General features: G+C 70.8%; 27 protein-coding genes. 16 read left to right on the forward strand and 11 right to left on the reverse strand.

Features of this window, described 5'->3' with window-relative positions; translation table 11 throughout:
* Positions 1 to 22 precede the first annotated feature (22 nt).
* Positions 23 to 1,249, forward strand: a complete 1,227-nt coding sequence (locus tag BLT23_RS13235; RefSeq protein ID WP_090048939.1) for an MFS transporter — start codon at positions 23 to 25, stop codon at positions 1,247 to 1,249.
* 64 nt (positions 1,250 to 1,313) lie between these two features.
* Entirely contained in the window at positions 1,314 to 2,750 is a 1,437-nt protein-coding gene (locus BLT23_RS13240; protein WP_245743925.1) for a serine hydrolase, read from the forward strand.
* Between the two features lie 19 nt (positions 2,751 to 2,769).
* Here the strand turns inward: BLT23_RS13240 and BLT23_RS13245 are convergent, their stop codons facing one another.
* Genes BLT23_RS13245 through BLT23_RS13255 form a run of 4 tightly spaced genes read right to left on the reverse strand, consistent with a single transcriptional unit; the run spans position 2,770 to position 4,782 of the window.
* Positions 2,770 to 3,360, reverse strand: coding sequence for a nitrile hydratase subunit alpha (locus BLT23_RS13245; RefSeq protein ID WP_090048940.1), 591 nt, complete (start codon positions 3,358 to 3,360; stop codon positions 2,770 to 2,772).
* Positions 3,353 to 3,616, reverse strand: coding sequence for an SH3-like domain-containing protein (locus BLT23_RS42175; protein ID WP_218133734.1), 264 nt, complete (start codon positions 3,614 to 3,616; stop codon positions 3,353 to 3,355). Before BLT23_RS42175 ends, BLT23_RS13245 begins: the two co-directional genes overlap by 8 nt.
* Positions 3,609 to 3,860, reverse strand: a complete 252-nt coding sequence (locus tag BLT23_RS42180; RefSeq protein ID WP_218133735.1) for an SH3-like domain-containing protein — start codon at positions 3,858 to 3,860, stop codon at positions 3,609 to 3,611. The genes BLT23_RS42175 and BLT23_RS42180 overlap by 8 nt, the downstream gene beginning before the upstream one ends.
* Position 3,861: 1 nt before the next feature.
* Positions 3,862 to 4,782 (reverse strand): epimerase, encoded by a 921-nt coding sequence (locus BLT23_RS13255; RefSeq protein ID WP_090048942.1) that lies wholly within the window; start codon positions 4,780 to 4,782, stop codon positions 3,862 to 3,864.
* Between the two features lie 110 nt (positions 4,783 to 4,892).
* Between BLT23_RS13255 and BLT23_RS13260 the strand changes: the two genes are divergently transcribed.
* Genes BLT23_RS13260 through BLT23_RS13275 form a run of 5 tightly spaced genes read left to right on the forward strand, consistent with a single transcriptional unit; the run spans position 4,893 to position 9,277 of the window.
* Positions 4,893 to 5,921 carry a substrate-binding domain-containing protein gene (locus BLT23_RS13260; protein ID WP_090048943.1) on the forward strand — a complete coding sequence of 343 codons (1,029 nt, stop codon included), beginning with the start codon at positions 4,893 to 4,895 and terminating at the stop codon, positions 5,919 to 5,921.
* A gap of 33 nt (positions 5,922 to 5,954) precedes the next feature.
* Positions 5,955 to 6,131 carry a hypothetical protein gene (locus BLT23_RS40685; RefSeq protein ID WP_176946727.1) on the forward strand — a complete coding sequence of 59 codons (177 nt, stop codon included), beginning with the start codon at positions 5,955 to 5,957 and terminating at the stop codon, positions 6,129 to 6,131.
* Positions 6,128 to 7,078, forward strand: a complete 951-nt coding sequence (locus tag BLT23_RS13265; protein ID WP_245743926.1) for a hydroxyacid dehydrogenase — start codon at positions 6,128 to 6,130, stop codon at positions 7,076 to 7,078. The genes BLT23_RS40685 and BLT23_RS13265 overlap by 4 nt, the downstream gene beginning before the upstream one ends.
* Complete coding sequence (locus tag BLT23_RS13270; RefSeq protein WP_245743927.1) at positions 7,075 to 8,760, forward strand: DUF2264 domain-containing protein; 1,686 nt, start codon at positions 7,075 to 7,077, stop codon at positions 8,758 to 8,760. Before BLT23_RS13265 ends, BLT23_RS13270 begins: the two co-directional genes overlap by 4 nt.
* A gap of 31 nt (positions 8,761 to 8,791) precedes the next feature.
* Positions 8,792 to 9,277 (forward strand): hypothetical protein, encoded by a 486-nt coding sequence (locus tag BLT23_RS13275; RefSeq protein WP_090048947.1) that lies wholly within the window; start codon positions 8,792 to 8,794, stop codon positions 9,275 to 9,277.
* A 235-nt stretch (positions 9,278 to 9,512) separates the two neighbouring features.
* Here BLT23_RS13275 and BLT23_RS13280 read toward each other — a convergent pair whose 3' ends face one another.
* The 3 genes from BLT23_RS13280 to BLT23_RS13290 all read right to left on the reverse strand — a co-directional run bounded on the left by BLT23_RS13280 (position 9,513) and on the right by BLT23_RS13290 (position 11,547).
* A complete protein-coding gene (locus tag BLT23_RS13280) occupies positions 9,513 to 9,893 on the reverse strand; it encodes a class I SAM-dependent methyltransferase (protein ID WP_090048948.1) in 381 nt (126 codons plus the stop codon).
* Between the two features lie 43 nt (positions 9,894 to 9,936).
* Positions 9,937 to 10,335, reverse strand: coding sequence for a VOC family protein (locus BLT23_RS13285; protein WP_090048950.1), 399 nt, complete (start codon positions 10,333 to 10,335; stop codon positions 9,937 to 9,939).
* A 66-nt stretch (positions 10,336 to 10,401) separates the two neighbouring features.
* The gene (locus BLT23_RS13290) at positions 10,402 to 11,547 is read right to left on the reverse strand and encodes an acyl-CoA dehydrogenase family protein (protein ID WP_090048952.1); all 1,146 of its coding nucleotides are present in this window, start codon (positions 11,545 to 11,547) and stop codon (positions 10,402 to 10,404) included.
* Between the two features lie 95 nt (positions 11,548 to 11,642).
* Here BLT23_RS13290 and BLT23_RS13295 point away from each other — a divergent pair, with 95 nt between their 5' ends.
* Both BLT23_RS13295 and BLT23_RS13300 read left to right on the forward strand, forming a co-directional pair.
* The gene (locus BLT23_RS13295; protein WP_218133736.1) at positions 11,643 to 12,308 is read left to right on the forward strand and encodes a winged helix-turn-helix transcriptional regulator; all 666 of its coding nucleotides are present in this window, start codon (positions 11,643 to 11,645) and stop codon (positions 12,306 to 12,308) included.
* Positions 12,309 to 12,414: 106 nt separating this feature from the next.
* Entirely contained in the window at positions 12,415 to 12,858 is a 444-nt protein-coding gene (locus BLT23_RS13300; protein ID WP_143035924.1) for a DoxX family membrane protein, read from the forward strand.
* A 309-nt stretch (positions 12,859 to 13,167) separates the two neighbouring features.
* On the opposite strand, the gene BLT23_RS13305 is transcribed toward BLT23_RS13300, so the two are convergent.
* The gene (locus BLT23_RS13305) at positions 13,168 to 13,545 is read right to left on the reverse strand and encodes a PH domain-containing protein (RefSeq protein WP_090048954.1); all 378 of its coding nucleotides are present in this window, start codon (positions 13,543 to 13,545) and stop codon (positions 13,168 to 13,170) included.
* 30 nt (positions 13,546 to 13,575) lie between these two features.
* Positions 13,576 to 14,112 (reverse strand): DUF6886 family protein, encoded by a 537-nt coding sequence (locus tag BLT23_RS13310; protein WP_090048956.1) that lies wholly within the window; start codon positions 14,110 to 14,112, stop codon positions 13,576 to 13,578.
* Between the two features lie 18 nt (positions 14,113 to 14,130).
* On the opposite strand from BLT23_RS13310, the gene BLT23_RS13315 reads away from it, so the two are divergent.
* From BLT23_RS13315 to BLT23_RS13345, 7 genes are all read left to right on the forward strand, one after another.
* Positions 14,131 to 15,153 carry a hypothetical protein gene (locus BLT23_RS13315; RefSeq protein ID WP_090048957.1) on the forward strand — a complete coding sequence of 341 codons (1,023 nt, stop codon included), beginning with the start codon at positions 14,131 to 14,133 and terminating at the stop codon, positions 15,151 to 15,153.
* Positions 15,154 to 15,641: 488 nt separating this feature from the next.
* On the forward strand, positions 15,642 to 16,619 hold the full coding sequence (locus BLT23_RS13320; RefSeq protein WP_090048959.1) for an ABC transporter permease: 978 nt from the start codon (positions 15,642 to 15,644) through the stop codon (positions 16,617 to 16,619).
* 13 nt (positions 16,620 to 16,632) lie between these two features.
* Complete coding sequence (locus tag BLT23_RS13325; RefSeq protein ID WP_218133737.1) at positions 16,633 to 17,613, forward strand: ABC transporter permease; 981 nt, start codon at positions 16,633 to 16,635, stop codon at positions 17,611 to 17,613.
* Entirely contained in the window at positions 17,613 to 19,742 is a 2,130-nt protein-coding gene (locus BLT23_RS13330; protein WP_090048960.1) for a dipeptide ABC transporter ATP-binding protein, read from the forward strand. The genes BLT23_RS13325 and BLT23_RS13330 overlap by 1 nt, the downstream gene beginning before the upstream one ends.
* Before the next feature lie 88 nt (positions 19,743 to 19,830).
* The gene (locus BLT23_RS13335) at positions 19,831 to 21,525 is read left to right on the forward strand and encodes an ABC transporter family substrate-binding protein (protein ID WP_090048962.1); all 1,695 of its coding nucleotides are present in this window, start codon (positions 19,831 to 19,833) and stop codon (positions 21,523 to 21,525) included.
* 71 nt (positions 21,526 to 21,596) lie between these two features.
* Positions 21,597 to 22,475 (forward strand): hypothetical protein, encoded by an 879-nt coding sequence (locus tag BLT23_RS13340; protein ID WP_090048964.1) that lies wholly within the window; start codon positions 21,597 to 21,599, stop codon positions 22,473 to 22,475.
* A gap of 45 nt (positions 22,476 to 22,520) precedes the next feature.
* Positions 22,521 to 25,007 (forward strand): caspase family protein, encoded by a 2,487-nt coding sequence (locus BLT23_RS13345; protein WP_090048966.1) that lies wholly within the window; start codon positions 22,521 to 22,523, stop codon positions 25,005 to 25,007.
* Here BLT23_RS13345 and BLT23_RS13350 read toward each other — a convergent pair.
* Positions 24,986 to 25,900, reverse strand: a complete 915-nt coding sequence (locus BLT23_RS13350) for a DNA polymerase domain-containing protein (protein ID WP_090048967.1) — start codon at positions 25,898 to 25,900, stop codon at positions 24,986 to 24,988. The two genes, BLT23_RS13345 and BLT23_RS13350, sit on opposite strands and share 22 nt — an antisense overlap.
* Positions 25,890 to 26,834, reverse strand: coding sequence for a non-homologous end-joining DNA ligase (gene ligD, locus BLT23_RS13355; RefSeq protein WP_090048969.1), 945 nt, complete (start codon positions 26,832 to 26,834; stop codon positions 25,890 to 25,892). Before ligD ends, BLT23_RS13350 begins: the two co-directional genes overlap by 11 nt.
* Positions 26,835 to 26,879 lie beyond the last annotated feature (45 nt).

The following is a 26,879-nucleotide window of genomic DNA, read 5'->3' on the forward strand; positions in this document are numbered from 1 at the left end:
GTCGCGTTGTACGGTGCTCGAAATGGGGGAGATGTTCGCGCCTTTGGCGCATCCGGCGTTCCGCTGGCTGCTGACGGCCCGCACCACGACGGTGATCGGCAACGCGATGGCGCCGATCGCGCTCGCGTTCGCCGTGCTGGACCTGACGTCGTCGGTGACGTCGCTGGGGATCGTCGTCGCGGCCCGGTCGCTGACCAACGTGGCCTTCCTGCTGTGGGGCGGGGTCGTGGCCGACCGGCTGCCGCGCCACCTCGTGCTCGTCGGGTCGTGCGCCGTGAGCGCGGCCAGCCAGGCGCTGGTCGCGGCACTCGTGCTCACCGGGTCGGTCTCGGTGCCGTGGCTCGTGGTGCTGTCCGCCGTCAACGGGATGTCCGGCGCGTTCGCGCTGCCCGCCTCGTCGGCGCTCGTACCGCAGACCGTGCCGCCGGACGTGCGGTTGCGGGCCAACGCGTTGCTGCGCCTCGGGGTGAACTCCGCGAACATCGGGGGAGCGTCGCTCGGTGGCCTGCTCGTCGCGTTCACCGGTCCCGGCTGGGGTCTCGCGGTCGACGCGCTGTCGTTCGCGCTGGCGGGCGTGTTCTTCGCGTTCGTGCGGGTGCCCGGTGTGCGTCCCGCGCACAAGCCGCCGGTGCTGGCCGAGCTGAAGGCCGGCTGGACGGAGTTCGTGTCGCGCCAGTGGGTGTGGGTGGTGGTGCTGGCCTTCACGTTCGTCAACGCGGCGCACGTGGGTGGCCTGATGATCCTCGGCCCGGTGCTGGCCGACAGCACGTTCGGGCGTGAGACGTGGGGTTTCGTGCTGGCCGCGCAGACGGCCGGGATGGTCGCCGGCGCGTTCGTCGCCATGCGGATCCGGGTGCGGCGCCTGCTGCTGCTCGGGGTGACGTGCGTGGCGGCGTTCGCCGGTCTGCCGGTCGTGATGGTGGTGCACCCGGAACCCTGGCTGCTCGTGGTCACCGCGTTCGTGTGCGGGCTGGGGCTCGAACAGTTCGGCGTGGCCTGGGAGACCTCGTTGCAGCACCACGTTCCCGCCGACAAGCTCGCGCGGGTGTACTCGTACGACATGCTCGGGTCGTTCGTCGCGATTCCGCTGGCGCAGCTCGCCGTCGGGCCGGTGTCGCACGCGGCGGGCATCCCCGCCACCCTGCTCGGCTGTGCGGCGCTCTACCTGCTCGCCACCGCCGGGATGGTCGCGTCGCGGTCCGTGCGGTCGGTCGAGAACGTGCCGGCGGACGTCCAGTCGAGACGGTGACTCGGACGGGTGAAGCAACCCGGATCGCGTCCCCTGCGTCGATCCACCGGGTACTGCAAGATCGATGTCCGTCCCGACCACGCACTCACTGGGGGAGTGGATGAACCTCAAGCGGTTCACCGCGCTGTGCACAGCGCTCACCATCACCGCCGCGGCACTGACGCCCGCCGCGGCCGCCGGACCGGGGCACCGCCCCCTGGCGGAACGCCTGCGCGAGGCGATCGCCGCGCAGAACTTCAAGGACGTCATCGACCTGACGCCACCGGAGCCCGGCGCTGCACGGGTGGCGGGCCCGCGCGAGAAGTACGACCCGAGCCCCGCCGAGCTGGCGGCCAAGGCCCGCGTGCTGGCGGTCCAGCAGGGCAAGCCGTTGCACCAGACGCCGAACATGGACGCGGCGGTCATCGAGCTCGACCACGCCGGTCGGCCCAAGGCCGTGGCGAACGTGCTGCTCAGCCCCCAGCACCCGGACGGGGTGGTGGTGCCGGTCAAGCCGCGCGAGCTCGCCACCGACCAGGTCCGCTACCGCTGGTGGGACGACACCGAGTGGGACGTCAACGGCGGCAAGGGCACGCGTGACGTGCTGCCGGGCCGCGAGAACGCGCCGATCGACTTCTCCTCGCCCTACCCGGCGTCCGTGCTGAAGCTGATGGTCGCCTTCGGCGTGCTGCGCCTCGCCGACCAGGGCAGGGTCGACCTCGACGCGGACTACGCCTACGACCCGAACCCGGTGCGCGAGGCGTGCGGCGGCCCCACGGTGAAGAAGGTCCGCCAGCACTTCGACGAGATGATCACCAAGTCGCAGAACGAGGCGACCTGCTCGCTGATCAAGCTCATCCACGACCTGAACGCGTGGGACGAGGTCAACCGGACGTTCGCCGACCTCGGCATGCCGACCCTGATGGTCACCGAGACCATCCCCGGCAACGGCGGGCGCTGGCTCGGCTCCAACATGAGCGGCCTCGACACCGCCAAGCTCCTGCTTCTGGTCAACGGCGGCGCGGGCGTGCTGTGGACGACCGAGCAGGGCAGGCAGGTCACGCGCGACGAGCTGTCACCGGCCTCGCGCGAGTTCTTCCTGCGCACGCTGGCCGACCAGGGCCACAACGAGATGCTGTCCACCTCGAACTGGTGCGGCCGCGACTACCCGGTGCAGGGCATCCGGCAGACGGTCCCGGCGCGCTGGATCGAGCAGGACGGCACCGTGACCGTCGGCGACGCCGTCTACGACCGCGACGTCCGCCCGTGCAACGACGCCGCCGAGGTGACGTTCGCGCACAAGACCGGCTGGGTCGACACGACCGGTTCCGACGCGGGCATCGTGAAGTCGTTCCGCGGCAGGGACAACCGCCAGTACGTCGTCGTCGTGTTCTGCAACCTGGGCACCGACTACGTCGACGCCGACCGCCCGGCCGACCCGCCCGGCGTGTTCCCGGTGCTGTACACGCAGAAGTACGCGAAGCTCGGCAAGGCGATCGACGACATCATGAAGACGCTGTAACCGCGGCACGGCACCGCGGTCAGACGGCCGCGGTGCCGATCAGCCCGTTGCGCGTCACCCGTGCCGCGAGCTCTTCCTCGGACAGGTGCTCCGTGCCTTCCGGACGGCGCGGCAGCACCATGTACCGCGTCTCGGCGTTCGCGTCCCACACCCGGATCTCGGTGCCGGCGGGCAGCGTGAGCCCGAACTGCTCCAGCACCTCGCGCGGGTGGCTCACGACCTTCGACCGGTACGCGGGACTCTTGTACCAGGTGGGCGACGGGCCGAGCAGCGACAGCGGATAGCAGCTGCAGAGCGTGCACACGATGACGTTGTGCACGCTCTCGGTGTTCTCGACGACGAGCAGCCGCTGCACCTGCAGCCCACCACCCATCGACAGCCCCAGCTCGGGCAACGCCTCGTTCGCGTTCTCCAGCAACCGCGCCTTGAACGCCTCGTCGGTCCACGCCCGTGCCACCACGCGGTACCCGTTGGCGGGCGACGCCCGGTTCGTGAACGCCTCCAGTGCCCGGTCGAGCTCCTGGGCGTCGAGCAGCCCCTTCTCCTCCAGGGCCGCTTCCAGCTCCCGCACCCGCGCCGCGATCGGCGAGTCGTCGTGGTCGTCACTCATCGCTGAGGTAGTCCTCCCAAAGGGACAGCGTGACGCTGTGGTCGCCGTGCCCGAACAGTTCCCGCGCCGTGAACCGCACCAGGTAGACCTGCTGTGGCCGGTGGACGCCCTGTGCGCTCAGGTCGGCGAGCGGGTGCACGCCGTCCTCGCCGACGACCACGCCCGTCTTGCCGCGGGCGTAGTGCGGCAGCCGCGTGTGGTGGTCCGGGTCCACAGTGGACGTCCGCACCAGCTCGCCGGTGCGCCGCTCAGACATGGCCGCGCTCGCGCAGCAACGTCTCGATCGCCCGGAACCAGTTCTCGTAGTACGACGACTCGTGCGTCATCGTCCGCTCGACGGCGTCCCGGAACTCGTCCAGGTTGTAGATGCCGCGCCCGATCAGCGCGCGGTTCATCGCGAAGACGTGCGCCTCCCAGTCGGCGTGGAACGGCGGCTCGTCGAGCTCCTCCAGCACCGGGCCGAACCCGTCGAGCCCGCCGACGTCGTTGGTCCTGGGCATGTCACCTCCTGCGCTCGACCAGATTCTGCGCCGCTTTCCGCCAGTTCGGGAAGTGGAACTCGAATCCTGCCCCCTGCAGCCTGCCCGGCACCACTCGACGGCTCTTGAGCAGCAGCTCCGTGTCCGTCCGCAACGCGAACGCGCCGACCTCCGCCATCCACCGCGTCGCGGGCAGCCCGGCCGGGACGCCCCACGCGCTGCGCAGGCCGCGCATGAGGTCGCGCTGCGGCAGCGGGTGGGGCGACGCGAGGTTGACGGCACCCTCGACGGGCTGCCTGACCAGGAACTCGACGGCCCGCACGAAGTCCTCGTCGTGGATCCACGAGACGTACTGCCGCCCGCCGGCGACCGGCCCGCCGAGCCCCGCTCTCGTGAGCCACGACAGGTAGTCGAAGACACCGCCGCGGTCGGGGCTCATCACCATCGCCGTCCGCAACGCGACCTTGCGGGTGTGCGGGGTGACGGCCTCGGCCAGCTCCGCCTCCCACCGCTTGGCGATCTCGACGCTGTACGCCCAGTACCCCGGCACGTCCGGCTCGCGCCCGCCGAGGACGCCGGTCTCCTCGTCGTTCGGCGCGTCGAACCGGTGTGCGTAGATCGTCGCCGTGCTCATCTGGAGCCAGACCCGCGGCGGGTCGTCGGCCTTGGCGATCGCCTCGCCCACCACCCGCGCCGAGTCGACGCGCGACCGCATCATCTGCCGGAGGTTCTCGGCGGTGTAGCGGCAGCTCACGCTGCGGCCGGCGAGGTTGACGACGACGTCGGCGCCGTCGATCTCCTTCGCCCAGCCGCCCAGCGTGACGCCGTCCCACCGGACGCCGCCCGACCGGCTGATGACGACCACCTGGTGGCCCGCCGCCGTCAGTGCCCGGCGGAGGACTGTGCCCACCTGGCCGGTACCACCCGGAATCACGATCTTCATGTCGCCCCCTCGCGCCCGAAACTAGCCGTCGTTCGCTGAGAGTCGTTTCAGCTGGGGCGCCGGAGGACCGTTATGCTCCCGCGAAACGCTCAAACGAACAAGGCGGCCCCATGCGCGAGTCCAGCGATGTCCGGCGTCAGCGCGTCCTGGCCGTCGTCGAGTCGCGGGGCACGGTCAAGGTGAGCGACCTGGCCGGTGAGCTCGACGTGTCGATCGTGACGATCCGGCGCGACGTCGAGGAGCTGGCCCGGCTAGGCAAGCTGCGCAGGGGGCACGGGGTCGCGCGGTCGCTGGCGCCGGTCACACGGCCAGCGCCCCGGCCCGCGCCGAACGGAACGGTCGCGCTGGTCGTGCCCGAGCGGCACACCTACCTGTACGAGACGATGAACGGGGCCCGCGGCGCGCTCGAAGAGGCGGGGATGCGGGTCGTGCTGCACATCGCGCCGCAGGTCGAGGGCGCGGAACGGCCGATCGTGGAACGGGCGCTGAGCGAGCCGGTGCAGGGGCTGCTGATCGCGCCGCGGTGGCGCGGGCCCGACGAGGAGGCCGCGGACGGGTGGCTGGCCGAGACCGGGGTGCCGACCGTGCTCATGGAACGGCGGCCCGGCGGGCGGCTGCGGGCGATGAGCTCGGTCTGCTCGGACCACTGGTACGGGATGCACCTCGCGGTGCGGCACCTGACGGACCTCGGACATCGCCGGATCGTGCTCGCCGCGCGCGACGACAGCCCGACGGCGCGAGCGCTCAGGAGCGCGTTCGCGGAGATCTCGGCCGGCCTCGACGACGCCATCACGGTCCGCAGCTCGCCCGAGACCGGCCTGGTGAGCGTGCTGCGGGCGCACCGGGCGACGGCGGCGGTCCTGCACGGCGACGTGGACGCGCTGATGCTGGTCCAGCAGCTGACCGAGGCGGGGATCAGCGTGCCCGGACGGTGTTCGGTCGTGGCCTACGACGACGTCGTGGCGGCGCTCGGGAGCATTCCGCTCACGGCGGTCGCGCCGCCGAAGACCGAGGTCGGACGGGTGGCCGCGGAGCTGCTGGTGCGGCAGCTCCGCACCGGGGACACGACGCCTCAGCGGGTCGAGCTGCTGCCCGAGCTGAAGATCCGGGCATCGACTGAGCGTTTGAGCGTTTCTTGACGACAAACCGATCAGGCGATCAGGATGCGGGGCATGCGCACGTTCCTCGCGGCGGGTCTCCCGGCACCTCTGGCGCCACGCCTCGGTGCCGGAGGTCCGGTGGAGATCACGTTCTGGTCCGCCCTGCGCGGTGATCAGCGGGTCATCGACGCGTTCAGCTCCCTGCGACGGTTCTGGCGGGGCGGCCTGACCGCGGGAGCCGTCCGGTGAGGGCCGCGGGGGTGATGTCGGCGGAGGCCGCGTCCGCCGTCCTCGAACCTGTGCTGGCCGAGCTGCGGGAGGTCTGCGACTTCGGCGCCGTGCACGAGGGCTTCGACGGTGTTCCGGACGTCGACCTGCTCGTCACGGGCTGGGGCTGCCCGCCGATCACCGAGGAGGTGCTCGCGGGGCTGCCGAGCCTGCGGGCGATCGTGCACACCGCCGGGTCCGTCAAGGGGTTCGTCACCGACGCCTGCTGGGAGCGCGGCATCGCGGTCTCCTCGGCCGCGCAGGCCAACGCGCTGCCCGTCGCCGAGTACACCGTCGCGATGATCCTGCTCAGCGGCAAGCGGGTCCTCGAACGCGCCCGCGAGTACCGCGAGGCGAAGGCGTTCTCGGTGTACGGGGTGCCGGACTCGGTCGGCAACTACGGCACCACGGTCGGCATCCTGTCCGCGTCGATGATCGGGCGCCGGGTGGTGGAGCTGCTCGCGCCCTACGATTTCCACGTGCTGGTGCACGACCCGTTCGTGACCGAAGTGGACGGTGCCGAGTCCGTTGGCCTCACCGAGCTGTTCCGCCGCAGCGACATCGTCAGCGTGCACACGCCGCTGCTGCCGCAGACCAGGGGACTGGTGAGCCGCGAGCTGCTGAGGTCGTTGCGCGACGACGCCGTGCTGGTCAACACCGCCCGCGGCGCGGTCGTCGACCAGGAGGCGCTCACCGAGGAAGTGGGCCGCATCCGGGCGGTGCTCGACGTGACCGACCCGGAGGTGCTGCCGCCGGACCACCCGCTGTGGCACCACGACAGCGTTCTGATCACGCCGCACCTCGCGGGCTCGCAGGGCAACGAATGGGTCCGCCTGGGCCGCCACGCCCTCGCGGAGGTCCGCAGGTGGGCGGCGGGGGAGCCGTTCCGGACGCCCGTGCCGGCCGGGCGAAGGGAGCACATCGCGTGAGCATCGGCCGTGAGCAGTGGGTGCGGACGGCGGACGCGCTGCTGGGCGCCGCCTGGCGGCACGCCTCGCCGGACCGGGCGTTCCTCGACCTGCCCGGCAGGCCGTCGCACAGCGGTGTACGGTCGGACGGCCTGGAGGGCTACGCGCGGACGTTCCTGGCCGCCGCGTTCCGCACCGCGCACGGCGACGACCCGCACAACTGGCTGGAGCGCTACGCCGCGGGCCTGGTCGCGGGCACGTCCGGCCGGTGGCCCGCGATCTTCGACGTCGGCCAGCCGATGGTCGAGTCGGCGTCGGTGGCGCTCGGCCTGCGCCTGACCAAGCCGTGGCTGTGGGACCGGCTCTCCTGCCAGGAGCAGGACCGCGCCGAGGCGTGGCTGCGCGAGGCGCTGCGGCACGTCCCGGCGGCGAACAACTGGTACTTCTTCCCGTACACCGTGGCCTCGTTCCTGGAGGCGGCGGGACGCGGCGACGACGAGACGCGCCAGGCGAAGCAGCGCGCGATGGAGCTGCTCCAAGGCTGGTACGCCGGTGACGGCTGGTACTCCGACGGCGACGGCCGCGCGTTCGACCACTACAACGGCTGGGCGCTGCACCTGTACCCGGCCCTGGACGCGCACCTCGGCGGTGAGCCGATCACCACGCGCCTCCGGGAGCACCTCGAAAGCTTCTCCCTGCTGTTCGGCGCGGACGGCGCCCCGCTCTACCTCGGCCGGTCGCTGACCTACCGGTTCGCCGCGGCGACCGCCGTCGCGCTGGGCGCCGTCACCGGGGAGACGCCGCTGAGCCCCGGCCACTCCCGCGTTCTCATCGGCAGGACGCTCGAGTACTTCCTCGACCGCGGCGCGCTCACCGGCGGCCTGCTCAGCCTCGGCTGGCACGGCCCGCACGAGGCGAGCCTCCAGCCCTACTCCGGCCCGGCCTCGCCGTACTGGGCGTCCAAGGCGTTCGTCTGCCTGCTCGCCGGACCAGACCATCCACTGTGGACGGCGCAGGAGGAGGACGACGACTCCGACCGGACGCTCGCCTTGCCCGGCCCGGGTTTCCTCATCCAGCGCCACAACGGCGTCACGAGGCTGCACAACCACGGCAGCGACCACGTCCGCCCGTTCGAGGGCGAGTACGCGACCGACGACGACCCGCTCTACAGCCGGTTCGCCTACTCGACGGCGACCGGCCCGACGGCACGGCACAACGTCGCCGACAACCACCTCGCCCTGGTGCACCGGGGCGACCGCAGCGTGCGCCGCCGCATCCACCCGCTGGGGGCGCGGGACAACTGGGCCGCCTCCTGGCACCGCCCGGTGTTCGACGCGGACCAGGTGATGGTCCCGGGACTGCGCGTCGAGAGCGTCACGGCCGTCTGGGACGACCAGGAGCTGCGCATCCACCGCGTCATCGGCGCCCCTCCCGGCACCAGGGCCGAGCTGACCGGCTGGGCCACCGACCTGCCGTCGTCGCTGGTGGCGGTGTGCGGCTGGACCGGTGAGGACCGCAGGACCGCGCCGCAGGGCACGGCGTTCTCCCCGGTCGTGCACGTCCCGGTGCTGACCGCGGACGTCGAGGGCACCGTGACGCTGGCCGCGGTGGCGGTGCTGAACGGCGAGGTCGCCGAAGCCGACTGGCAGGCCCGCGTCGACGAGATCCTGAAGATCACTCTCGACGCGTGCGACAAGGGGTAACACCGTGGCGGGGAGGGCCCGATGTACCGGTGTGCGCCTCACCCTCCTCGCCGCCGTTTTCCTGCTCGCCGCCTGCACCTCCACGCCGGAGGCGGCGCCGGAGACCACGCAGCAGGCCCCGACGACCGTGGACCAGCCCGCCGGCACCGGCCCGAACTGCGCGAACGCCAACTCGTCCGTCGTCGGCAAGGCGCTCGGGCTGCGGTTGCAGGGCCAGCGGGAGACCGTCGACAAGGCCGTGACCACGTGCACGTACGTCGGCTCCGGCATGCCCGTCGAGGTGCGGTTCACGACGAACGCCACGCCCGCGACGGTCGCCGGGGCGAAGCCGGAGGGCGCCAAGCCGATCGAGGGCTTCGAGGACGAGGCGTACGAGGCCACGGCGGGTGGCTCCGAGACGACCCAGCACACCGTCGGCGCGCGCCGGGGCAGGACGCTGGTCGAGGTGCGTTCACCCGCGGGCGTGGAGCCGTCGAAGAAGCTGATCACCGACCTGTTCAGCCGCATCCAGCAGTGAGGCCGTGACGCACCACCAAGCACCCTTCGACGAATGCTGTCCGTAACGTCCCGCCCTGCTCGCAACTCTCTTTCGTGTTTCCCCTACCGCACGCGGGGCCCTTTCGTCCTATCAGGGCGTACGCGGGGCCCCCGCGTGCGAAAGCGACGTCACGGAGAGGCGGCGGTGAACACTGGCGGATGACACACGGCGGGGGTGTGACGGGCAAAGGCGGAAAAGGCGTCCGGCGCAGCGCTCAGACCGGCACGTCGAAGAACGACAGCACGCGGGCGCCCGGTGCGAGCCACGGCCTCACCAGGGCGTGCGCGCGGCCCGGGTCGCGGTGGAAGAGCCCCACCCGCACGGCGAAGACCAGGTCGAACCGGCGGTCGCCGAGGTTCGCGTCCTCCAGCGAGGCGATGAGGAACTCGGCCTTGCCCGACGCGACGTGCGCGGCGTTGCGCCGGGTCGCGGCCTCGACCATCTTCACCGAGCGGTCGATCGCGGTGAGCGTCCCGGTGGTCAGCAGTTCGCACACCATCGTGGCGGCCACGCCCTGCCCGCAGCCGACCTCCAGCACCCGGTCGTCAGGCAGGACCCCGAGCCGGTCGACGACACCTCGCAGCCGCTCGCTCATGGTCGGCAATCATGCGCCACCACGCGGAACGGGGCCACCGCGGTCAGCCCAGGTTGACCATCCAGTGCACGCCGAACCTGTCGACGAGGTCGCCGTACTCGTCGCCCCACATCTGCTTCTCCAGCGGGGTGCCGACCTGGCCGCCCTCCGCGAGCTTGGCGAAGTACTCGCGCAGCACCTCGTCGTCGCCCGAGAGCGACACCGTGATGCTCGACCCGGTTCTGACCTCCGCGCCGGGCGGCGTGTCGGAGGCCATGATCGTGTAGCCGGCGTCTGTTTCCAGCTGGGCGTGCATGACCTGGTCCGCCTGCGGGGTGTCCTGCATGCCGAACTCGCCGAAGGTGTTCACCTTCAGCTCTCCGCCGAAGACGGACTGGTAGAACTCCATCGCCTCGCGGGCGTGGCCGTCGAAGCTGAGGTAGGGGTTGAGACGTGTGGCCACCGGGATCGCTCCTTGGGTAGACGGGCTCGCATCCTCGCAAAGCCTTGGCGCGCCTACCACTCGAAGTCACTCGGTGACACCGGGATCGCCCTGTGCGACCTTGCCCGCGTACACGAGTGTGGCCTCCGGTGTGAGCGGGTGGAACGTTCCGGCGCGAACGTCGCGGTAGGCGCGTTCGAGCGGGGAGCGCTTGAAGAACGACCGTCCACCCAGGACCTCCATCGCGAGGTTCACGACCTCGACGGCCTCGACGACGGCCTGGCGCTTGGCCAGCATGACGGTGGTGACCGCCTCGGGACCTGCCGTGTAGTCGTCGCCGAGGTCGTCGACGGCGCCCATCAGCGACCACCAGGACGTGCGCAGCTTGTAGTCCATCAGCCCGATCTGCCGGGCGGCGTTCTTCACCGTCGACCGCACGGCGACGTCCCGGGCGCCCGCCGCGATGCCGTAGTAGGTCGCGCCGCACACGGGTGCGAAGTGGACCACCGCGGCGAACAGCGGCGCGCCGAACTCCCCGTACGGGCGGCGGGCGGCGATCTTGCCCTCCGGCACGAAGACGTTCTCCATCACGACGTCGTGGCTGGCCGTGCCGCGCATCCCGAGGGTGTCCCAGGTTTCCTCGATGCGTACGCCGCCGGCGTTCAGCGGCACGCTGAAGTGCAGCACCTCGTCACCGAGGACGGCCGAGGTGGCGATGACGTCCGCCCGCGGCGACTGGCTGCAGAACGCCTTGCGGCCGTTGACCAGGAACCCGCCGTCCGCGGGGGTCGCGGTGGTCGTCGGCCACAGCCAGTCCGATCCGCCGCTGGTCGCGATGACCAGGTCCTCCGCCGCCACGCGCCGCAGCACGCCTTCCGCGTCCGGTGCGCCCTTGCGTCTGCGGTAGTCCTGCATGAGCGTGAGGTAGAGGTGCATCGTGACGGCCAGCGCGGTGGCGCCGTCGTGCCGGGCCAGCTCGGCCTGCGCGTGGCAGACCTGGCGCATCGTGGCGCCGTGCCCGCCCAGCTCCCGGGGCACGGCCAGCGCGAGGTAGCCCTCCTCGCGCATCGCCTCGTACGCCTCGCTCACGAACGTGGCGTCCCGGTCGTGGCCGGAGGCGTGTGCTGCCGCGACCGCGCCGATGCGGGCCGCCATCTCGGTGAACCTGGTGTCGTCCTCCCCGGTGGCGACCGGGAAGGTGCCGGTCAGCCGGGGTGTGTCGAGTGTTGTCATGGGACGAACGTAGGAACGCGCGACCCCCGCGGGTAGTTCTGGAAGTGAACCGCCGCGGCGGTAACGAAACCTCCGCCGCGGCGGAGTTCCCGGGTGTGAGGACCTACGCGCAGTACTGCCCGATCGTCCGCGCCGTCGAGGTGCTGGGCGACCGGTGGACGTTGCTGATCGTGCGGGACATGCTGAACGGTGCCTCGCGCTTCAACGAGATCTCCCACGGCCTGCCGGGGCTCTCGCGCGCTCTGCTGTCCCGGCGCCTGCGCCAGCTCACGGCCGCGGGCCTCGTCGGGCGCACGGGCGACGGCTACGCGCTCACCCCGGCGGGGGAGGCGCTGCGGCCGCTGGTGTTCAGCCTCGCCGAGTGGGGCGCCCGGTACGCGTTCGGCGACCCGCGGGCGGAGGAGCTCGACCCCGAGGTGCTGATGTGGTGGATGCACGGCCGCGTCGACACCGGCTCGCTGACCCGCCGCGCGACCGTCGAGGTCCGCGTCCAGGACCGCCGCCGCACGTTCTGGCTCGTCGTGGAGCCCGGCGACGCCTCCATCTGCTACACCGACCCCGGCCTGGAGGTGGACGCGGTGCTGTCGTCGGACATCGCCACGCTCTACCGGGTGTGGGAGGGGGAGTTCGAGCTCCTCGACGCCGTCCGCGCGGGCACGGTCGAGCTGACCGGGGCGCGCTGGGTGGTGCGCGGCCTGCCCCGCTGGCTGCGGCTCAGTCCGGTCGCCGAGCACGTCCGCGCGGCACGGTCAGGGGTCTGACCTGCGGGGACGAAGTTCCTCAAGATTTTTCCGGTGTCGTGTCGATCCGGGGCGGTGCCCGTTCGACGCATCAGTGGAAGGACACGACAGCCCAGGAGGAACCGACATGACCGCGTCCGTCACCACCGCCGCCGCTCCCCGCACCACCCGCAGGCCGGCCTTCGCCCGGCACGCCACCCTCGTGACCCGCGTGCTGACCGGCCTGCTGTTCACCGTGACCGGCTTGAACGGGTTCCTGAACTTCATGCCCGCACCGGATCCCGCCACGATGGCGCCGGACGGGGTGGCGTTCACGGCCGCGCTGTACGCCACCGGCTACATGCTGCAGCTCGCCTCCGGCGTCCAGGTCGTGGCGGGTGTGCTGCTGCTGGCCGGCCGGTTCGTGCCGCTGGCGCTCGCGATCCTCGCCCCGATGGTGGTCAACATCTTCCTGATCCACGTGTTCCTGGAGCCGTCGGGCCTCGGCATCGCGATCCTGGTGGTGCTGGCCGAGATCGGGCTGGCGTGGGCCTACCGCGACAAGTTCCGCCCGATGCTCCAGCCCCGCTAGCCCTGACGGAGAAAATCCCCCGCAGCCTTGGCGGCTGCGGGGGATTTCGTTGTGCGACAAGGTTTTTATTCCGTGGTGTCGAAACAGGACGGTGTCGTTCGACGTGTCTGTGAGAGCGAAAACCGTTGGGAGGGAACCGAGATGTCCACCACGCGCTGCACCGCCACCGTCCTGCGCGTGCTGCTCCGCGGCCGGGTGGCGTCCGGGCTCCTGGCCGCGGCGAACCTCCTGCTCGACACCGGCCACCTCACCACGGCCCTGCTCGTCGCGCTGGCCGAGGTCGCCGTGGCGCTGCACGCGCAGGCGGTGCTACCGGGACACGAACGTCGCGAGCAGTGCCTGCACCTCGTAGACGTCGACGCCCTTCCCGAACTGCTTGGAGATCGGCGTGTCGTGGCCGGAGACCCAGATCTTGAGCTCCGCGTCGAGGTCGAAGTGCCCGGCGGTCTCGACTGAGAACTGCGTGATCGCCTTGTACGGCACCGAGTGGTACTCGACCTTCTTGCCCGTCACGCCCTGCTTGTCGACCAGGATCAGGCGCCGGTCGGTGAACACGAACGAGTCGCGCACCAGCTGGTAGGCCGCGTGCACCGGTTCGCCCTGCGCGAGCAGCCTGCCGAACTCCTTCGCGGCGGACCGCGGGTCGAGCTTCGACGCGTTTCCCATCATCCCGCTGAGAAGTCCCATGCCTCCACGTTTACCAGGCTTCCGCCGGACTCAGCCGGGCCGCGGCAGCGCGGTGCGCAACCGGATGCCGCTCCAGCCCAGCGAGCTCCGCGTGACCTCGTCCCAGAACGGCCACAGGTTCGGCAGCACGCGCAGCCCGATCCCCGCCTCCTCGTGCAGCTCGAACAGGTCGCCGACGCGTTCGGCCGGACCGAGCGGCACCACCGGTTCCGTCGCCACCACCGAGGCGCCGTCGTCGCCGAACGGCCGGAACGCCGCCGCGTCGAACCGGTACGCGTAGAGCCGCACGGTCCGCATCCGCTCCAGCCAGCCGTACTCGACGGCGTGCACCCGCGTCCCGCAGCCCGGCCCGATGATCCGGTCGCGGTCGGCGTCCGAAGACCCCGGGCCCGTCCACGCCATCGCCCGCGGGCACTGGCGGGGGAACCAGTAGCCGGGGCTGTGCGCGGAGTCCACCGCCCACACGTACGGCTCCGCCTGCCGCGCCGTCGCCGCCACGTGCGGGACGAAGCGGGCGATCGCCGGGTCTTCCGAGAAGTGCAACACCTGTCCTGGGGCCGGCCGCATGTCGTCATACTGGCGCGCATGCGGAGGCTGACGCTCGCGGTTCTGCTCGTTCTCACCGGCTGCTCCTCCGGCGGAGCGGACGACGCCGTCCGGTTCACCGCCGTCGACCTGTCCGCGCCGCCGGAAGCCCTCGCGGCGCACGGCGACTCGCTCGTGATCGGCACGCGGCCGTCGGACCACCCCGAGCTCGTGACGCGCGACAAGGGCGGCGTGATCGGCAACTCCCGGCTGACGCCCGCCAGTCCGTACGGCAGGGAAGCCCACTGGTACGGGATCACCTCCGACGGCACGACGATCACCGGTGTCGGCGGCCAGCGCGGCGGCGCGCACGGCAACGTCCGGTGGAGCGCCTGGACCGGGGACGCGCGGCAGATCACCGAGAAGCCGCAGGCGTTCAGCACGTTCGGCGGCTACGGCGCCGGTGAGCTGATCGGGCCGGTGCGGACGAAGCGCGGCCCGTTGATCATCGGCACCTGGGAGAGCGCCAAGGCCGGGCTGGACATCGCCGTGTGGACCTACGCCGCCGACACGTGGACCCGCCAGCCCTCCGCGGGCACGGTGCTGGAGAGCTCGCAGGAGCTGCTGCGGTTCCCGCTGGGCGTGGCGCCGGACGGTGACGGCGCGATCGTCACCGGCTGGCAGATCGCCAAGGGCGTGGTGAGCGCCGCCGTCTGGCGGTTCGACGGCGAGACGTGGACCACGGCGACCCTCCCGGACGGCGACGCCGCGCTCGCCGCCCGGTGCTGGGACGGCACGTGCCACGTCGTGGGGCGCAGCAAGGGCAAGCTCGCCTGGTGGTCAGGCCCCGAGTGGACGAGGCTCGCCGTGCCGGACGTCCCGGTCGGCGACGACCAGCCCCTGGTGGCGCCCGTGCCGGTCCGCGGTGTCCCGACGCTGTTCGTCGACCACGGCGGTGTGCGGCTGGTGTCCGAAAAGGACGAACGGCCCGCGGACGGGCCCAGCGGGGAGGTCGTCGCGGCCGAGACCGTCGGCGGTGAGGTGTTCGTCATCGCGGGCGGCAGGCTCTGGCGGACGAGTTAGCCACGTCACGTCCCCTGCTCCATCCGTTGTGACGCGCTTCACGCCTTCCGGCCCAGTGGTTGCTCCGCTGGTCAGGTGAACGGCCTGGTCCGCATCGATGCAGTAACACTGCTCGCACGCGGCGCTTCGCAGCGTGATCGGCAGAATAAGATCGCATTGCGACGCTTGTCCCACACCTATCGGACATTGCATTCACCCGGATGCGTACTTGCATCGGTGTGCCGACAGGAACTTGACGGTGAATACGGCGATACGGCCGCACAATGGTCACGCTTGGACACACAATCGCCGAGAGTCAACTGTTGATGTGACTGATCGGGCTGTCTTCCAGCCACGCGTGGGTGACTATGGCCCGGTCAGCGGGCCTCCCCCGTAATGGGTGGGGGGTGGGCGGCGGTCCGCCGGAACGGCGGTTAATCTCGTGCACCTCGTCCACTGCAATCCAGTGCGCCGACGTTGCAACCAGCCGGGGAGAGGACTGAACACGGGTGGCCGGATTTCTGTTGCGGCGGTTGGTCAACTACGTGGTGCTCGCCCTCGTGGCGACGTTCCTCGCGTTCACGTTGGCCTCCGCCACCTTTGACCCGATCGGGGTGTTGCAGCAACGCAACCCACCGCCGCCCGCGGCGTCGATCGAGGCGAAGAAACGAGACCTCCACCTCGACCAGCCGATCCCGCAGCGGTTCGTCACCTGGATGGGCGGGGTGGTGCAGGGCGACTTCGGCCGCACCATCGCCGACCGGCCCATCACCGACGAGCTCGGCAGGCGCATCGGCGTGAGTCTGAGGCTGTTCCTGCTCGGCATCACGATCGGCATCGGCTTCGGCGTGCTGCTCGGCGTGGTGAGCGCCATCAGGCAGTACAAGTTCAGCGACTACTTCGCGACGCTGTTCAGCTTCATACTGCTGTCCACGCCGGTGTTCGTGCTCGGCACGCTGCTCAAGATGGGCGCGCAGGGGATCAACGACTCCATCGGCTCGAACGTGCTGATCTTCGTCGGTGAGTCCACCCCCGGCTTCCAGGGCAACTGGTTCGAGCACCTCGGGGACCGGCTGCAGCACCTGATCGTGCCGACGCTCGCCATCGCGCTCGGCCAGATCGCCTACTACAGCCGCTACCAGCGCTCGTCGATGCTCGACGTGCTCGGCAGCGACTTCCTGCGCACCGCCCAGGCCAAGGGCCTGACCCGCCGCAAGGCGTTGTTCAAGCACGGCCTGCGCACCGCGCTCATCCCGATGGCGACCCTGTTCGCGTTCGGTTTCGGCCTGCTCGTCGTCGGTGGCACCTTCACCGAGCGGATCTTCGGCTGGTTCGGCATGGGTGACTGGCTCGTCACCGGCATCTCGGCGCAGGACACGAACGTCACCGCCACGGTGACGCTCTTCGTCGCCGTGTGCGTGCTGTTCTCCGGCTGGCTCGCCGACGTGCTGTACGCCGCGCTCGACCCCCGAATCCGCGTGAACTAGGCAAGGTGACGACGTGACCGTGATCCTCAACGAGGGCGACTCGGCGGGAACCACCGGCGCCGCCTCCGGAAGCCCCGTCGACGCGGCGCCCGATCCGGGCAAGGCGATGACGCGCGGCAGGCTCGTGCTGATCCGCTTCGCGCGCAACAAACTGGCGCTCGTCGGCCTGGTGATCATCGTCGGGATGTACCTGATGGCGTTCATCGGCCCGCTGCTGTCGAAGTGGACCTACGACACCCAGGACTACACGGCGTTCCTGGAGCCGCCCTACTCCGAGCACATCTTCGGCACCGACAAGATCGGTACCGACATGTTCGCGCTGACCATGCGCGGGCTGCAGAAGTCGCTGATCATCGGCCTGCTCGTGGCGCTGATCTCGACCACCGTCGCGGCGGTCGTCGGCGCCGCCGCCGGCTACTTCCTCGGTGTCGCCGACAAGGCCCTCATGTGGCTGGTCGACCTGCTGCTCGTGCTGCCGTCGTTCCTGATCATCGCGATCCTCAGCCCGTGGTTCCGCGGCAAGTCGTGGTTCCTGCTGGTGCTGATGCTCGCGGCGTTCCAGTGGATGATCACCGCCCGCATCGTGCGCGGCATGACGCTGACGCTGAAGGAACGCGAGTTCGTGAAGGCGGCCAAGTTCATGGGCCAGCCGGCGCGCAAGATCATCGCCAAGCACATCGTGCCGAACATGGCGTCGCTGCTCATCATCGACGCGACGATCAACGTCGGCTCGGCCGTGCTCGCCGAGACCGGCCTGAGCTACTTCGGGTTCGGCGTGCAGTCGCCGGACGTCTCGCTCGGCACGCTCATCGGGGTGAACGCCGAGTCCGCGACGACCTTCCCCTGGCTGTTCCTGTTCCCGGCGGGCTTCCTCGTCGTGTTCGTGCTGGCGGTGAACTGGGTCGGCGACGGGCTCCGCGACGCGCTCGACCCCACCTCCACGCGCGTGCGCCGCAAGGAGAAGAAGAAGGACACCAAGGAGAAGGCCGCCTGATGACCACCTCGGAGCTCCAGTTCGACACGCCCGCAGACCGTGTCGTCGAGGGACCGGTGCTGCAGGTCGAGGACCTCCACGTGTCCTTCCCGAGCGAGTCGGGCCGCGTGCAGGCCGTCCGCGGCCTGAGCTACCACGTCTCGCCCGGCGAGGTCCTCGGCATCGTCGGCGAGTCCGGGTCCGGCAAGTCCGTATCCTCGCTCGCCGTCATGGGCCTGCTGCCGTCCTCGGCGCGCATCACCGGGTCCATCAAGTTCCAGGGCCGTGAGCTGATCGGCCGCGGCGACGCGGAGCTGTCGAAGATCCGCGGCCGCCGCGTCTCGATGGTCTTCCAGGACCCGCTGTCCGCGCTGACGCCGGTCTACACCGTCGGCGACCAGATCGCCGAGGCGATCCTGGTGCACAAGAAGGGCTCGGTGTCCAAGCAGGGCGCCGCGAAGCGCGCGGTCGAGCTGCTCGACCTCGTCGGCATCCCGAACGCCGCGGAACGCGCGAAGGCGTTCCCGCACGAGTTCTCCGGCGGCATGCGGCAGCGCGCGGTGATCGCGATGGCGATCGCCAACGACCCCGACCTGATCATCGCCGACGAGCCGACCACCGCGCTCGACGTGACGGTGCAGGCGCAGGTGCTGCAGCTGCTGGAGACGGCGCAGGAGGTCACCGGCGCCGGCATCGTGATCATCACCCACGACCTCGGCGTCGTCGCCGGGTTCGCGGACCGCCTGATGGTCATGTACGCGGGCCGCGCCGTGGAGAAGGGCAAGGTCGACGAGATCTACCAGCAGCCGCGCATGCCGTACACGCTCGGCCTGCTCGGCTCGATCCCGCGTCTCGACGTCAGCGAGAAGCAGGCGCTGGTGCCGATCAAGGGCCAGCCGCCGTCGCTCACGGACCTACCTCCCGGCTGCCCGTTCGCGCCGCGCTGCCCGATGGTCGTCGACGCCTGCCACACCGCGGAACCGCCGCTGCTGGACGTCGACGGCTCGGTCGAGCACGCCGCCGCGTGCATCCGCACCAACGAGATCGCGGCGACCGACGCGGAGGGCGCGGAGGCGGCCGTCGAGATCTTCGGCGCCGAGGTGGCCGACGAGCCCGAGGTCGCGAAGATCCCGCGCGAGCAGCGCGAGGTCGTGCTGGGCCTCGACGAGCTCGTCAAGGAGTACCCGGTGACCAAGGGCGTGGTGTTCAAGCGCCGCGTCGGCACCGTGCACGCCGTGTCGGGCATCTCGTTCGACGTCCGCGAGGGCGAGACCCTGGGCCTGGTCGGCGAGTCGGGCTGCGGCAAGACCACGACCCTGATGGAGATCCTCGGCCTGCACAAGCCGATGGGCGGCCAGATCTCCGTGCTGGGCACCAACGTGGCCGAGGTGGACAACAAGCGCCGCTTCGAGATCCGCCGCGACATGTCGGTGGTGTTCCAGGACCCGATGGCGTCGCTCGACCCGCGCCTGACGATCCACGACTGCATCGCAGAACCCATGCAGGTGCACGGGTTCTCGAAGGACGAGATCAACCGGCGCGTGCCGGAGCTGATGCGGCTCGTCGGCCTGCGCCCCGAGCAGCTCTCCCGCTACCCCGGCGAGTTCTCCGGCGGTCAGCGCCAGCGCATCGGCATCGCGCGGGCCCTCGCGCTCGAACCGAAGCTCGTCGTGCTCGACGAGCCGGTGTCGGCGCTGGACGTGTCCATCCAGGCGGGTGTCATCAACCTGCTGGAGGAGCTCAAGTCCAAGCTGGGCCTCGCCTACCTGTTCGTGGCCCACGACCTGTCGGTGGTGCGCCACATCGCGGACCGGGTGGCCGTCATGTACCTGGGGAAGATCATCGAGATCGGCGAGGTGGACTCGGTCTTCGAGACGCCGCGCCACCCGTACACGCAGGCCCTGCTGTCGGCGATCCCGATCCCCGACCCGGTCAAGGAACGGCAGCGGGAGAGGATCATCCTCACCGGCGACCTGCCGAGCCCGGCGAACCCGCCGTCCGGCTGCCGGTTCCGCACCCGGTGCTTCCTGCACGCGTCGCTGCCGCCCGAGAAGCAGCGCCAGTGCATCGAGGTGGAACCGCCGCGCGAGCGGCAGGCGGAAGACCACGAGGCCGCCTGCCACTTCGCCCAGATCCGTCAGGTCCTCTGAGCATCCGTCGCCTCAGAGAACAACCTGCGAGCACGAAGGAACAGTGTTCCCGGCAACTGGTGTCCGGGCACGAGGGAGGTTCACGACAGTGAGTCGACGTACCACGGTGGGAGTGTCCGCGCTGGCCGCGGTCGTCCTCACGCTTACCGCGTGTGGGGGCCCGAGCAACAACGGTGGTGACTCCGGCCTGAAGGGCGCGGAGAACACGATCGGTCAGGCGGACATCAACCCGCAGGACGCGTCCAAGGTCAAGGACGGCGGCGAGTTCCGCTGGCCGGTCGACCAGTTGCCGGACAACTGGAACTACAACCAGCTCGACGGCACCAACGCCGACGGCCGGCGCATGATCGACACGCTCATGCCGAACCTGTTCAAGCAGAACCCCGACGCGACGATCGAGATCAACAAGGACTACCTGGAGGACGCGAAGCTCGCGTCCACCGACCCGCAGGTCCTCGAGTTCAAGATCAACCCGAAGGCCAAGTGGTCCGACGGCGCCGCGCTGTCGTGGGAAGACTTCGAGGCCATGTGGAAGTCCCTCAACGGGGCCGACAAGACCTACGAGGTCGCGGGCACCACCGGCTACGAGGACATCGAGAAGGTCGAGAAGGGCGCGTCCGACCAGGACGTCAAGGTCACCTTCAAGAAGAAGTTCGCCGAGTGGAAGGGCCTGTTCTCGCCCCTCTACCCGAAGTCCCTCTCCTCCACGCCCGAGGCGTTCAACAAGGGCTGGGCGGACGAGCCCAAGATCACCGCGGGCCCGTTCAAGATCGAGACGATCGACCGCACCGGCAAGACCGTGAGCGTCGTGCGCGACGCCAACTGGTGGGGTGAGAAGCCGAAGCTCGACAAGATCACGTTCCGTCAGGTCGACCGCACCGCCCTCGCGGACGCCCTCGCCAACGGCCAGATCGACTTCTTCGACATCGGCTCCAGCATCGACAACTTCACGCGTGCCCAGTCGATGCAGGGTGTGGCGATCCGCCAGGCGGTCACGCCGGACTACTCGCACATCACCTTCAACGGCGCCGAGTCGTCGATCCTGAACGACCCGAAGCTCCGCGTCGCCCTGATGCGCGGCATCGACACCAAGACCATCAGCAAGGCGCTGCTCGGCCAGATGCTCAAGGGCGAGGCGCAGGTCACCGGTAACCACTTCTTCCTGCTGGGCTCGGCCGGCTACAAGGACAACTCGGCCGTCGCGTCGTTCGACAAGGAAGCCGCGAAGAAGCAGCTCGACGAGCTGGGCTGGAAGCTCGAGGGCGAGACCCGCAAGAAGGACGGCAAGGAGCTCGTCGTCCGGTTCGTCATCCCGACGCCGAACCCCATCTCCGACCAGATCTCGAAGCTCGTGCAGTCGCAGCTCAAGGAGGTCGGCGCCAAGGTCGACATCCAGGCCGTGCCGTCGACCGACTTCTTCAAGCAGTACGTCAACGTCGGCAACTTCGACATGACCGGCTTCCGCTGGCTGGCCTCCGCCCAGCCGATCTCGGACAGCAAGGGCATCTACTACCTCGACCCGGCCAGCACCAACCAGAACTACGGCCGCATCGGGTCCGAAGAGGTCAACAAGCTGCTCGAGCAGGCCGTCGAGGAGCTCGACGACACCAAGCGCCTCGAGCTCGCCAACGAGGCCGACAAGAAGATCTGGGAGCTGGGCCACCAGCTGCCGCTGTACCAGCAGCCGGGCGCTGTCGCGGTGAAGAGCACCGTCGCCAACTTCGGCGCCGTCGCGTACGCGAACCGTCCGTACGACTACATCCACATGGGCTTCACGGAGTGACGTGCAGCTAGGGTGTCGAACGGCCCGGCGGGCTTTCCGCCGGGCCGTTTTTCCTTGTTTGGAGCTGTGTCTTGTTGCGTTCCCGGGTCCGCGCGCTGCGCCACGGTCTGCTCGCCACGGCGATGGTGCTGGTCGTCTGCCTCGTCGTCGCGGTGTTCTCCTGGCTGTCCTATTCGGACGGACGGGCCGCGCTGTCGGCCATGACCGCTCGTGACGTCGGCACGGTCGAGTCGTTCGACGGCGGCGCTGTCGAGGTCCGCTGGCCGTCGGGGTCCGCGCGCGTCCCGTACGAGAGCGGCGACCGGATCGTGGGGCGGCAGACGCAGGTGGCGTTCGACCCGTCCGACCCGTCCCGCGCCGTGATCCCCGGCTCCGACCTGTTCCTGGAGACCGACCGCGCACTGGGCGGCGTCTCGTTCGCCACCGCGGTGGCGGTGCTGGTGCTCGTCGCCGGCGCGCTGCGGCTCGTGCTGGCCGTGCGCGCGGCGCGGTCGTCGCCGGTCACCGTGCAGGTGCGGCGCATCCGGCTGCAGTCGGGACTGATGGTGCGGTCGTGGCTGGAGATCGAGGGCCCCACCGAGCGCTGGCTGCCCGTCTACTACGACCCGGTGCTCGTGACGCTGCCGTCTCCGGTCGAGGCGGAGCTGCGCGGCGGACGCGTCGCCGTGGTCGACGGCGTGACGCTCTACCCGTCCGGCCGCGTCGTCACGAAGCACCCGCGCGGCCGTCGCCAGGACAACCCGGCGCAGCCGGACCCGCAGACCCGCGCGCCCCACGGCCTGCGCGCCCAGCTGCGGGTGGACGCCGTGTTCATGGTGCCCGCGCCGTTCGTCGGCCTGTTCTGGGCCTACCTGGACGGCAGCGGCTTCACCGGCTGGATCACGGCGACCGTCGTCGCCGCGGTGCTCGGCCTGTGGTGGGCGGCGTTGCGGGGCTCAGACCCGTCGTAATGCCCGGTGCCCGGCGGGCGACCTCCAGGTGTAAGGGAGGCCGCTATGACCGACGTCACACTGCGCGTGCACGAGGACGGCGCCGACGGCGAGCGGATCGAGCAGCTCACCGCGTTCCTGCGGACGGAGCTGCGGGAGCTGGTCGCCGTGTCGGAGGCGCCCGGTGAGCGGGTCGGCGGCGCCAAGGCCCTCGACCCGGCCGAGATCGGCACCGTGCTCACCACGATCTCCCAGTCCGCCGTCCTGGCCGCGCTCATCAACGCCGTCTCGGCGTGGCTCGGCCGCCGCCGCGACCGGTCCGTCACCGTCGAGGCCGACGGCGACCCGCTCGAACTGACCGGCGCCCCCACCGAGGAGGAGCTGGCCGCGCGCCGCGCCTGGCTCGGCCGCCACCTTCGCCGCCACGCCCTGATCATCGCGAGCTACGAGTTCGCCGACCCCGGCCTGTCCGCGCTGCGCGCCCCGGCCCACGACGCCGCCCGGCTCGCCGAGGTGCTCGGCGACCCGCGCATCGGCGGCTTCGACGTGCGCACCCTGGTCAACGCACCGGCGGCCGAGATCAACGAGGCCGTCGAGGACTTCTTCGCCGACCGCGCCCCCGACGACCTCCTGGTCCTGCACTTCTCCGGCCACGGCGTGAAGGACGAGGCGGGCGAGCTGCACTTCGCCACCACCGGCACCAAGCTGTCCCGCCTGGCGGGCACCGCCGTCTCCGCCGACTTCGTGGCCCGCCGCATGAACCGCTCCCGCTCCCGCCGCGTCGTGCTCCTGCTCGACTGCTGCTACTCGGGAGCGTTCGGCCGCGGCATGGTCGCGCGCGCGGGCGGCCCGGTCGGCCTGCAGGAACAGTTCGGCGGCAGCGGCCGTGCCGTGATCACCGCGTCCTCGGCCGTCGAGTACGCCTTCGAGGGCTCCTCCATCACCGACGCTTCGGCAGGCGAGCCGTCCGTCTTCACCGCGGCACTGGTGGAGGGCCTGGCGACCGGCGAGGCGGACCGCGACCAGGACGGCCACGTGGGCCTGGACGAGCTGTACGAGTACGTCTACGACCGCGTCCGCCGCGTGACACCACACCAGACCCCCGGCAAGTGGATGCTCGACGTCCGCGGCGACCTCCGCATCGCCCGCCGCGCCCTGCCCGTGACGGTGCCCGTGCCCCTGCCTTCGGAACTCCAGGAGGCCGTCGACCACTCGCTGCCCGGCGTGCGGGCCGGCGCGGTGCCGGAACTGCGGCGGTTGCTCACCGTGGCGCACGAGGGACGGGCGCTGGCGGCCCGGCTCGCCCTGCGGCGGCTGGTGGACGACGACAGCCGGATGGTGGCGGCCGCTGCCAGGGAGGCGCTGGAGGAGGGGCCGCCCGTGCCTCGGGAGGCACTGAGGGAGTCCGCGGCCAAGGAGACGAAACCACGCGCGGCAGTGGAAGCGAAACCGTCCGCAGCCCGCAAGGCACTCGGGGAGAAAGTACCCGCGGCCTCGTCAACGCCCACCACACCACCGGTACCGAGACGGCCGGTCGAGTCGCGAAAACTGTCGGTGCCGCCTGAGACGATGGGAGTGGGGGCTCCGGCCTCCCCGGAGGGGGACCAGGCGGAATCGATTCCGCACGGCGAGGGGCGGGCAGCGTTCCTCGCCTCGGAACCGGACACCGGCCAGCCCTCGCATGCCACCGGTCGGCCTCAGCACGCCACCGGCCTGCCCCCGCACGTCACCGGCCTGCCCTCGCACGCCACGGGCCAGCCCCCGCACACCACAGCCCTCCCCGCCTCACTCATGACCGCCCTCCCGCGCCTGGCAGCGGGCCTGGCCCTCACCCTCCTGGTCCTCGGCTACATGACCAGGCCGAGCGAAGGCTTCATCCCGTACGCCGCCCCGGTCTCGGACCTGGTGCCGTGGGCTCTGGCAGCCGCGGTCTTCGCACTCACCTGCCGCGACCACCCGTGGGTCCCAGGCGCCGCGCTCGGCTTGCTGGCCGCCACCACCGGCCTGCTCAGCGGCGGCGACACCACCTCCTGGACACCGCTCGGCCTGGCCGCGGTGGCCCTGGCCGTGGCCGTGGCCGGCACGAAACAGCGACTCGCGATGGCGGCCGGTCTGCTGGGGGCGGTGGGCGTGTACGTGGTCGCGGCCTCGGCCCACGACCTGACACCGATCGGTGACGACGGGGAGGACATCACCCTGATCGTGGTCGTGGCGGCGCTGGTCTGCCTGGCCGCCTACCGCCAGTGGCTGGACAAGACGTGGGCCAGTGCCATAGCGCCGGTTCTCCTGCTGCTGGACGCGGTCATGACGGTGTCGGCCGAGGCCCCTGCCTACGTCCACCACGCAAGCCTGGCGGGGCTGGTCGTCGTCCCGCTCATCGCCGCGGCCACCACCGGACCGGCCCGGTTCGCCGGGGTCGTCACGGTCGCGGGGGTGATCCTGGTGCAGGCCAACGCCTACGTGTCGGCGAACGAGCCGTCGTTCACCACCGTTGCCCACGTGGTGCTGCCGTTGGCGGCGGCGCTGGTCGCCTACTTCTCGCGTTCCCGCTGAAGTTTGCGGCGCTTGCCCTCGTGCATCGCGACCACGCGGGCCACCGGGATCGTGTGGCCTTCCGCGACCAGGTCGGCGGGCAGGCGCTGGGGTTCCGGCATCAGCGACGTCCACGGGTCGCCGTCGAAACGGGACCGCACGGTGAAGTCGGCGGGGGTGACGTCGGCCAGCGAGTCCCACGGGACCGGGAAGGAGATCGGCAGGCCCTCACGCAGCCGGGGGCTGTAGGCGGCGACCACCGTGGCGCCCCAGGCGCGGGTCGAGTCCAGGAACACCTTTCCGCCGCGTTCGGCCCGGATGTACGCGGTGGTGGCCAGTGCCGGGCCGAGTTTCTCGGCTCGGGCGGCCAGGGCGCGGGTGGCCGCGGCGACGTCGTCCGGGTCGTGCTTCTCCAGCGGCACGAAGATGTGCACTCCCTTGGCACCACTGGTCTTCACCGCACCTTCGAGACCCGCCGGCGCCAGCGCCTCCCGGACCAGGAACGCCGCCTGCACCACGACGGAGAAGTCCGCGCCCTCCGGAGGGTCGATGTCGAGGACCAGGTGCGTCTGGTGGTCGCCGAGGAACAGCGGCACGTGGTACTCGACGGCGCGCTGGTTCGCGAACCACATCAGCGTCTGCTCGTCGTCGCACAACGCGTAGCGGATCTGCCGGTGCGACGCCTCCGCCCACACCTCGACCGTCTTCACGTAGCCCGGCGTGTACTTCGGGACGTTCTTCTGCATGAACGGGTCCTGGCCGCGCAGCACCCGCCACACCGACAACGGCCGCCCGGCGAGCACCGGCACGAAGCGGTCGGCGACGAACTCCAGGTACTCCACCAGGTCGCCCTTCAGCAGCCCGCCGAACAGCGGCTGGTCGAGCGAGGAGAACTTGATCGGGCTAGTGTTCATCGGGCACCTCGAGCTCGTCGCGGGCCGCCCACTCGAGCAGCGGCTCGATGGACCAGACCGCGTCGTCGATGCCCGCGTGCAGATCGCCCAGCTCGGCGAAGCGCGCGGGCACGGTGGCGATCGTGAAGTCGCGCGGGTCGGCGTCGGGGATCTCGTCCCACCGCACCGGCGTCGAGACCGTCGCCTCGGGGAAGCCGCGCACCGAGTAGGCCGAGGCGATCGTGTGGTCGCGCGCGTTCTGGTTGTAGTCCACGAACACCAGCGACGGGTCGCGGTCCTTGCGCCACCACGTGGTCTCGACGTCGCCGGGCGCCCGCCGTTCGACCTCGTGCGCGAACGCCAACGCCGCCTTGCGCACGTCATGGAAACCGAACTCCGGCTTGATCCGCACGTAGACGTGCAGCCCCTTCGACCCGGACGTCTTCACGAACCCCGTCGCACCGAGCTCGTCGAGAACTTCCTGCACCACCAACGCGACCCGGCGGACGCGGTCGAACGAGCAGTCCGGGCCGGGGTCGAGGTCGATGCGCCACTCGTCCGGTTTCTCGGTGTCCGCCGCGCGCGAGTTCCAGGGGTGGAACTCCACAGTGGACATCTGCACGGCCCAGATCACGTCGGCGAGGTGCGTGACGCACAGTTCGTCCGCGTGCCGGTTGTAGCGGGGGAAGTGCACCCGCACCGTCCGCACCCACGGCGGCGCGCCGTTCGGAAGTCTCTTCTGGTGCACCTTCTCGCCCGTGACGCCCTCGGGGAACCGGTGCAGCATGCACGGCCGTTCGCGCAACGCGCGGACGATCCCGTCGCCGACGGACAGGTAGTAGTTCACGAGGTCCAGCTTCGTCTCCCCGCGTGCGGGGAAGTAGACGCGGCCGGGGTTGGAGATCCGCACGACGCGGTCTTCCACCTCGAGCTCCACAGCCGGGGACTTGCCCATGCCCACCAACCTAACCGTTCGCCGGCCCTCGGTCGTTGTAGTTTG

Source organism: Lentzea fradiae, assembly GCF_900100955.1.
Classification (GTDB): Bacteria; Actinomycetota; Actinomycetes; order Mycobacteriales; family Pseudonocardiaceae; genus Lentzea; species Lentzea fradiae.

Bases quoted from the DNA above. Each gene is read 5' to 3' on its own strand.
- BLT23_RS13235 (WP_090048939.1), top strand. From the start codon at position 23: ATGGGGGAGATGTTCGCGCCTTTGGCGCATCCGGCGTTCCGCTGGCTG.
- BLT23_RS13240 (WP_245743925.1), top strand. From the start codon at position 1,314: ATGTCCGTCCCGACCACGCACTCACTGGGGGAGTGGATGAACCTCAAG.
- BLT23_RS13245 (WP_090048940.1), bottom strand. From the start codon at position 3,360: ATGAGTGACGACCACGACGACTCGCCGATCGCGGCGCGGGTGCGGGAG.
- BLT23_RS42175 (WP_218133734.1), bottom strand. From the start codon at position 3,616: ATGTCTGAGCGGCGCACCGGCGAGCTGGTGCGGACGTCCACTGTGGAC.
- BLT23_RS42180 (WP_218133735.1), bottom strand. From the start codon at position 3,860: ATGCCCAGGACCAACGACGTCGGCGGGCTCGACGGGTTCGGCCCGGTG.
- BLT23_RS13255 (WP_090048942.1), bottom strand. From the start codon at position 4,782: ATGAAGATCGTGATTCCGGGTGGTACCGGCCAGGTGGGCACAGTCCTC.
- BLT23_RS13260 (WP_090048943.1), top strand. From the start codon at position 4,893: ATGCGCGAGTCCAGCGATGTCCGGCGTCAGCGCGTCCTGGCCGTCGTC.
- BLT23_RS40685 (WP_176946727.1), top strand. From the start codon at position 5,955: ATGCGCACGTTCCTCGCGGCGGGTCTCCCGGCACCTCTGGCGCCACGC.
- BLT23_RS13280 (WP_090048948.1), bottom strand. From the start codon at position 9,893: ATGAGCGAGCGGCTGCGAGGTGTCGTCGACCGGCTCGGGGTCCTGCCT.
- BLT23_RS13290 (WP_090048952.1), bottom strand. From the start codon at position 11,547: ATGACAACACTCGACACACCCCGGCTGACCGGCACCTTCCCGGTCGCC.
- BLT23_RS13300 (WP_143035924.1), top strand. From the start codon at position 12,415: ATGACCGCGTCCGTCACCACCGCCGCCGCTCCCCGCACCACCCGCAGG.
- BLT23_RS13305 (WP_090048954.1), bottom strand. From the start codon at position 13,545: ATGGGACTTCTCAGCGGGATGATGGGAAACGCGTCGAAGCTCGACCCG.
- BLT23_RS13310 (WP_090048956.1), bottom strand. From the start codon at position 14,112: ATGCGGCCGGCCCCAGGACAGGTGTTGCACTTCTCGGAAGACCCGGCG.
- BLT23_RS13315 (WP_090048957.1), top strand. From the start codon at position 14,131: ATGCGGAGGCTGACGCTCGCGGTTCTGCTCGTTCTCACCGGCTGCTCC.
- BLT23_RS13330 (WP_090048960.1), top strand. From the start codon at position 17,613: ATGACCACCTCGGAGCTCCAGTTCGACACGCCCGCAGACCGTGTCGTC.
- BLT23_RS13345 (WP_090048966.1), top strand. From the start codon at position 22,521: ATGACCGACGTCACACTGCGCGTGCACGAGGACGGCGCCGACGGCGAG.
- BLT23_RS13350 (WP_090048967.1), bottom strand. From the start codon at position 25,900: ATGAACACTAGCCCGATCAAGTTCTCCTCGCTCGACCAGCCGCTGTTC.
- ligD (WP_090048969.1), bottom strand. From the start codon at position 26,834: ATGGGCAAGTCCCCGGCTGTGGAGCTCGAGGTGGAAGACCGCGTCGTG.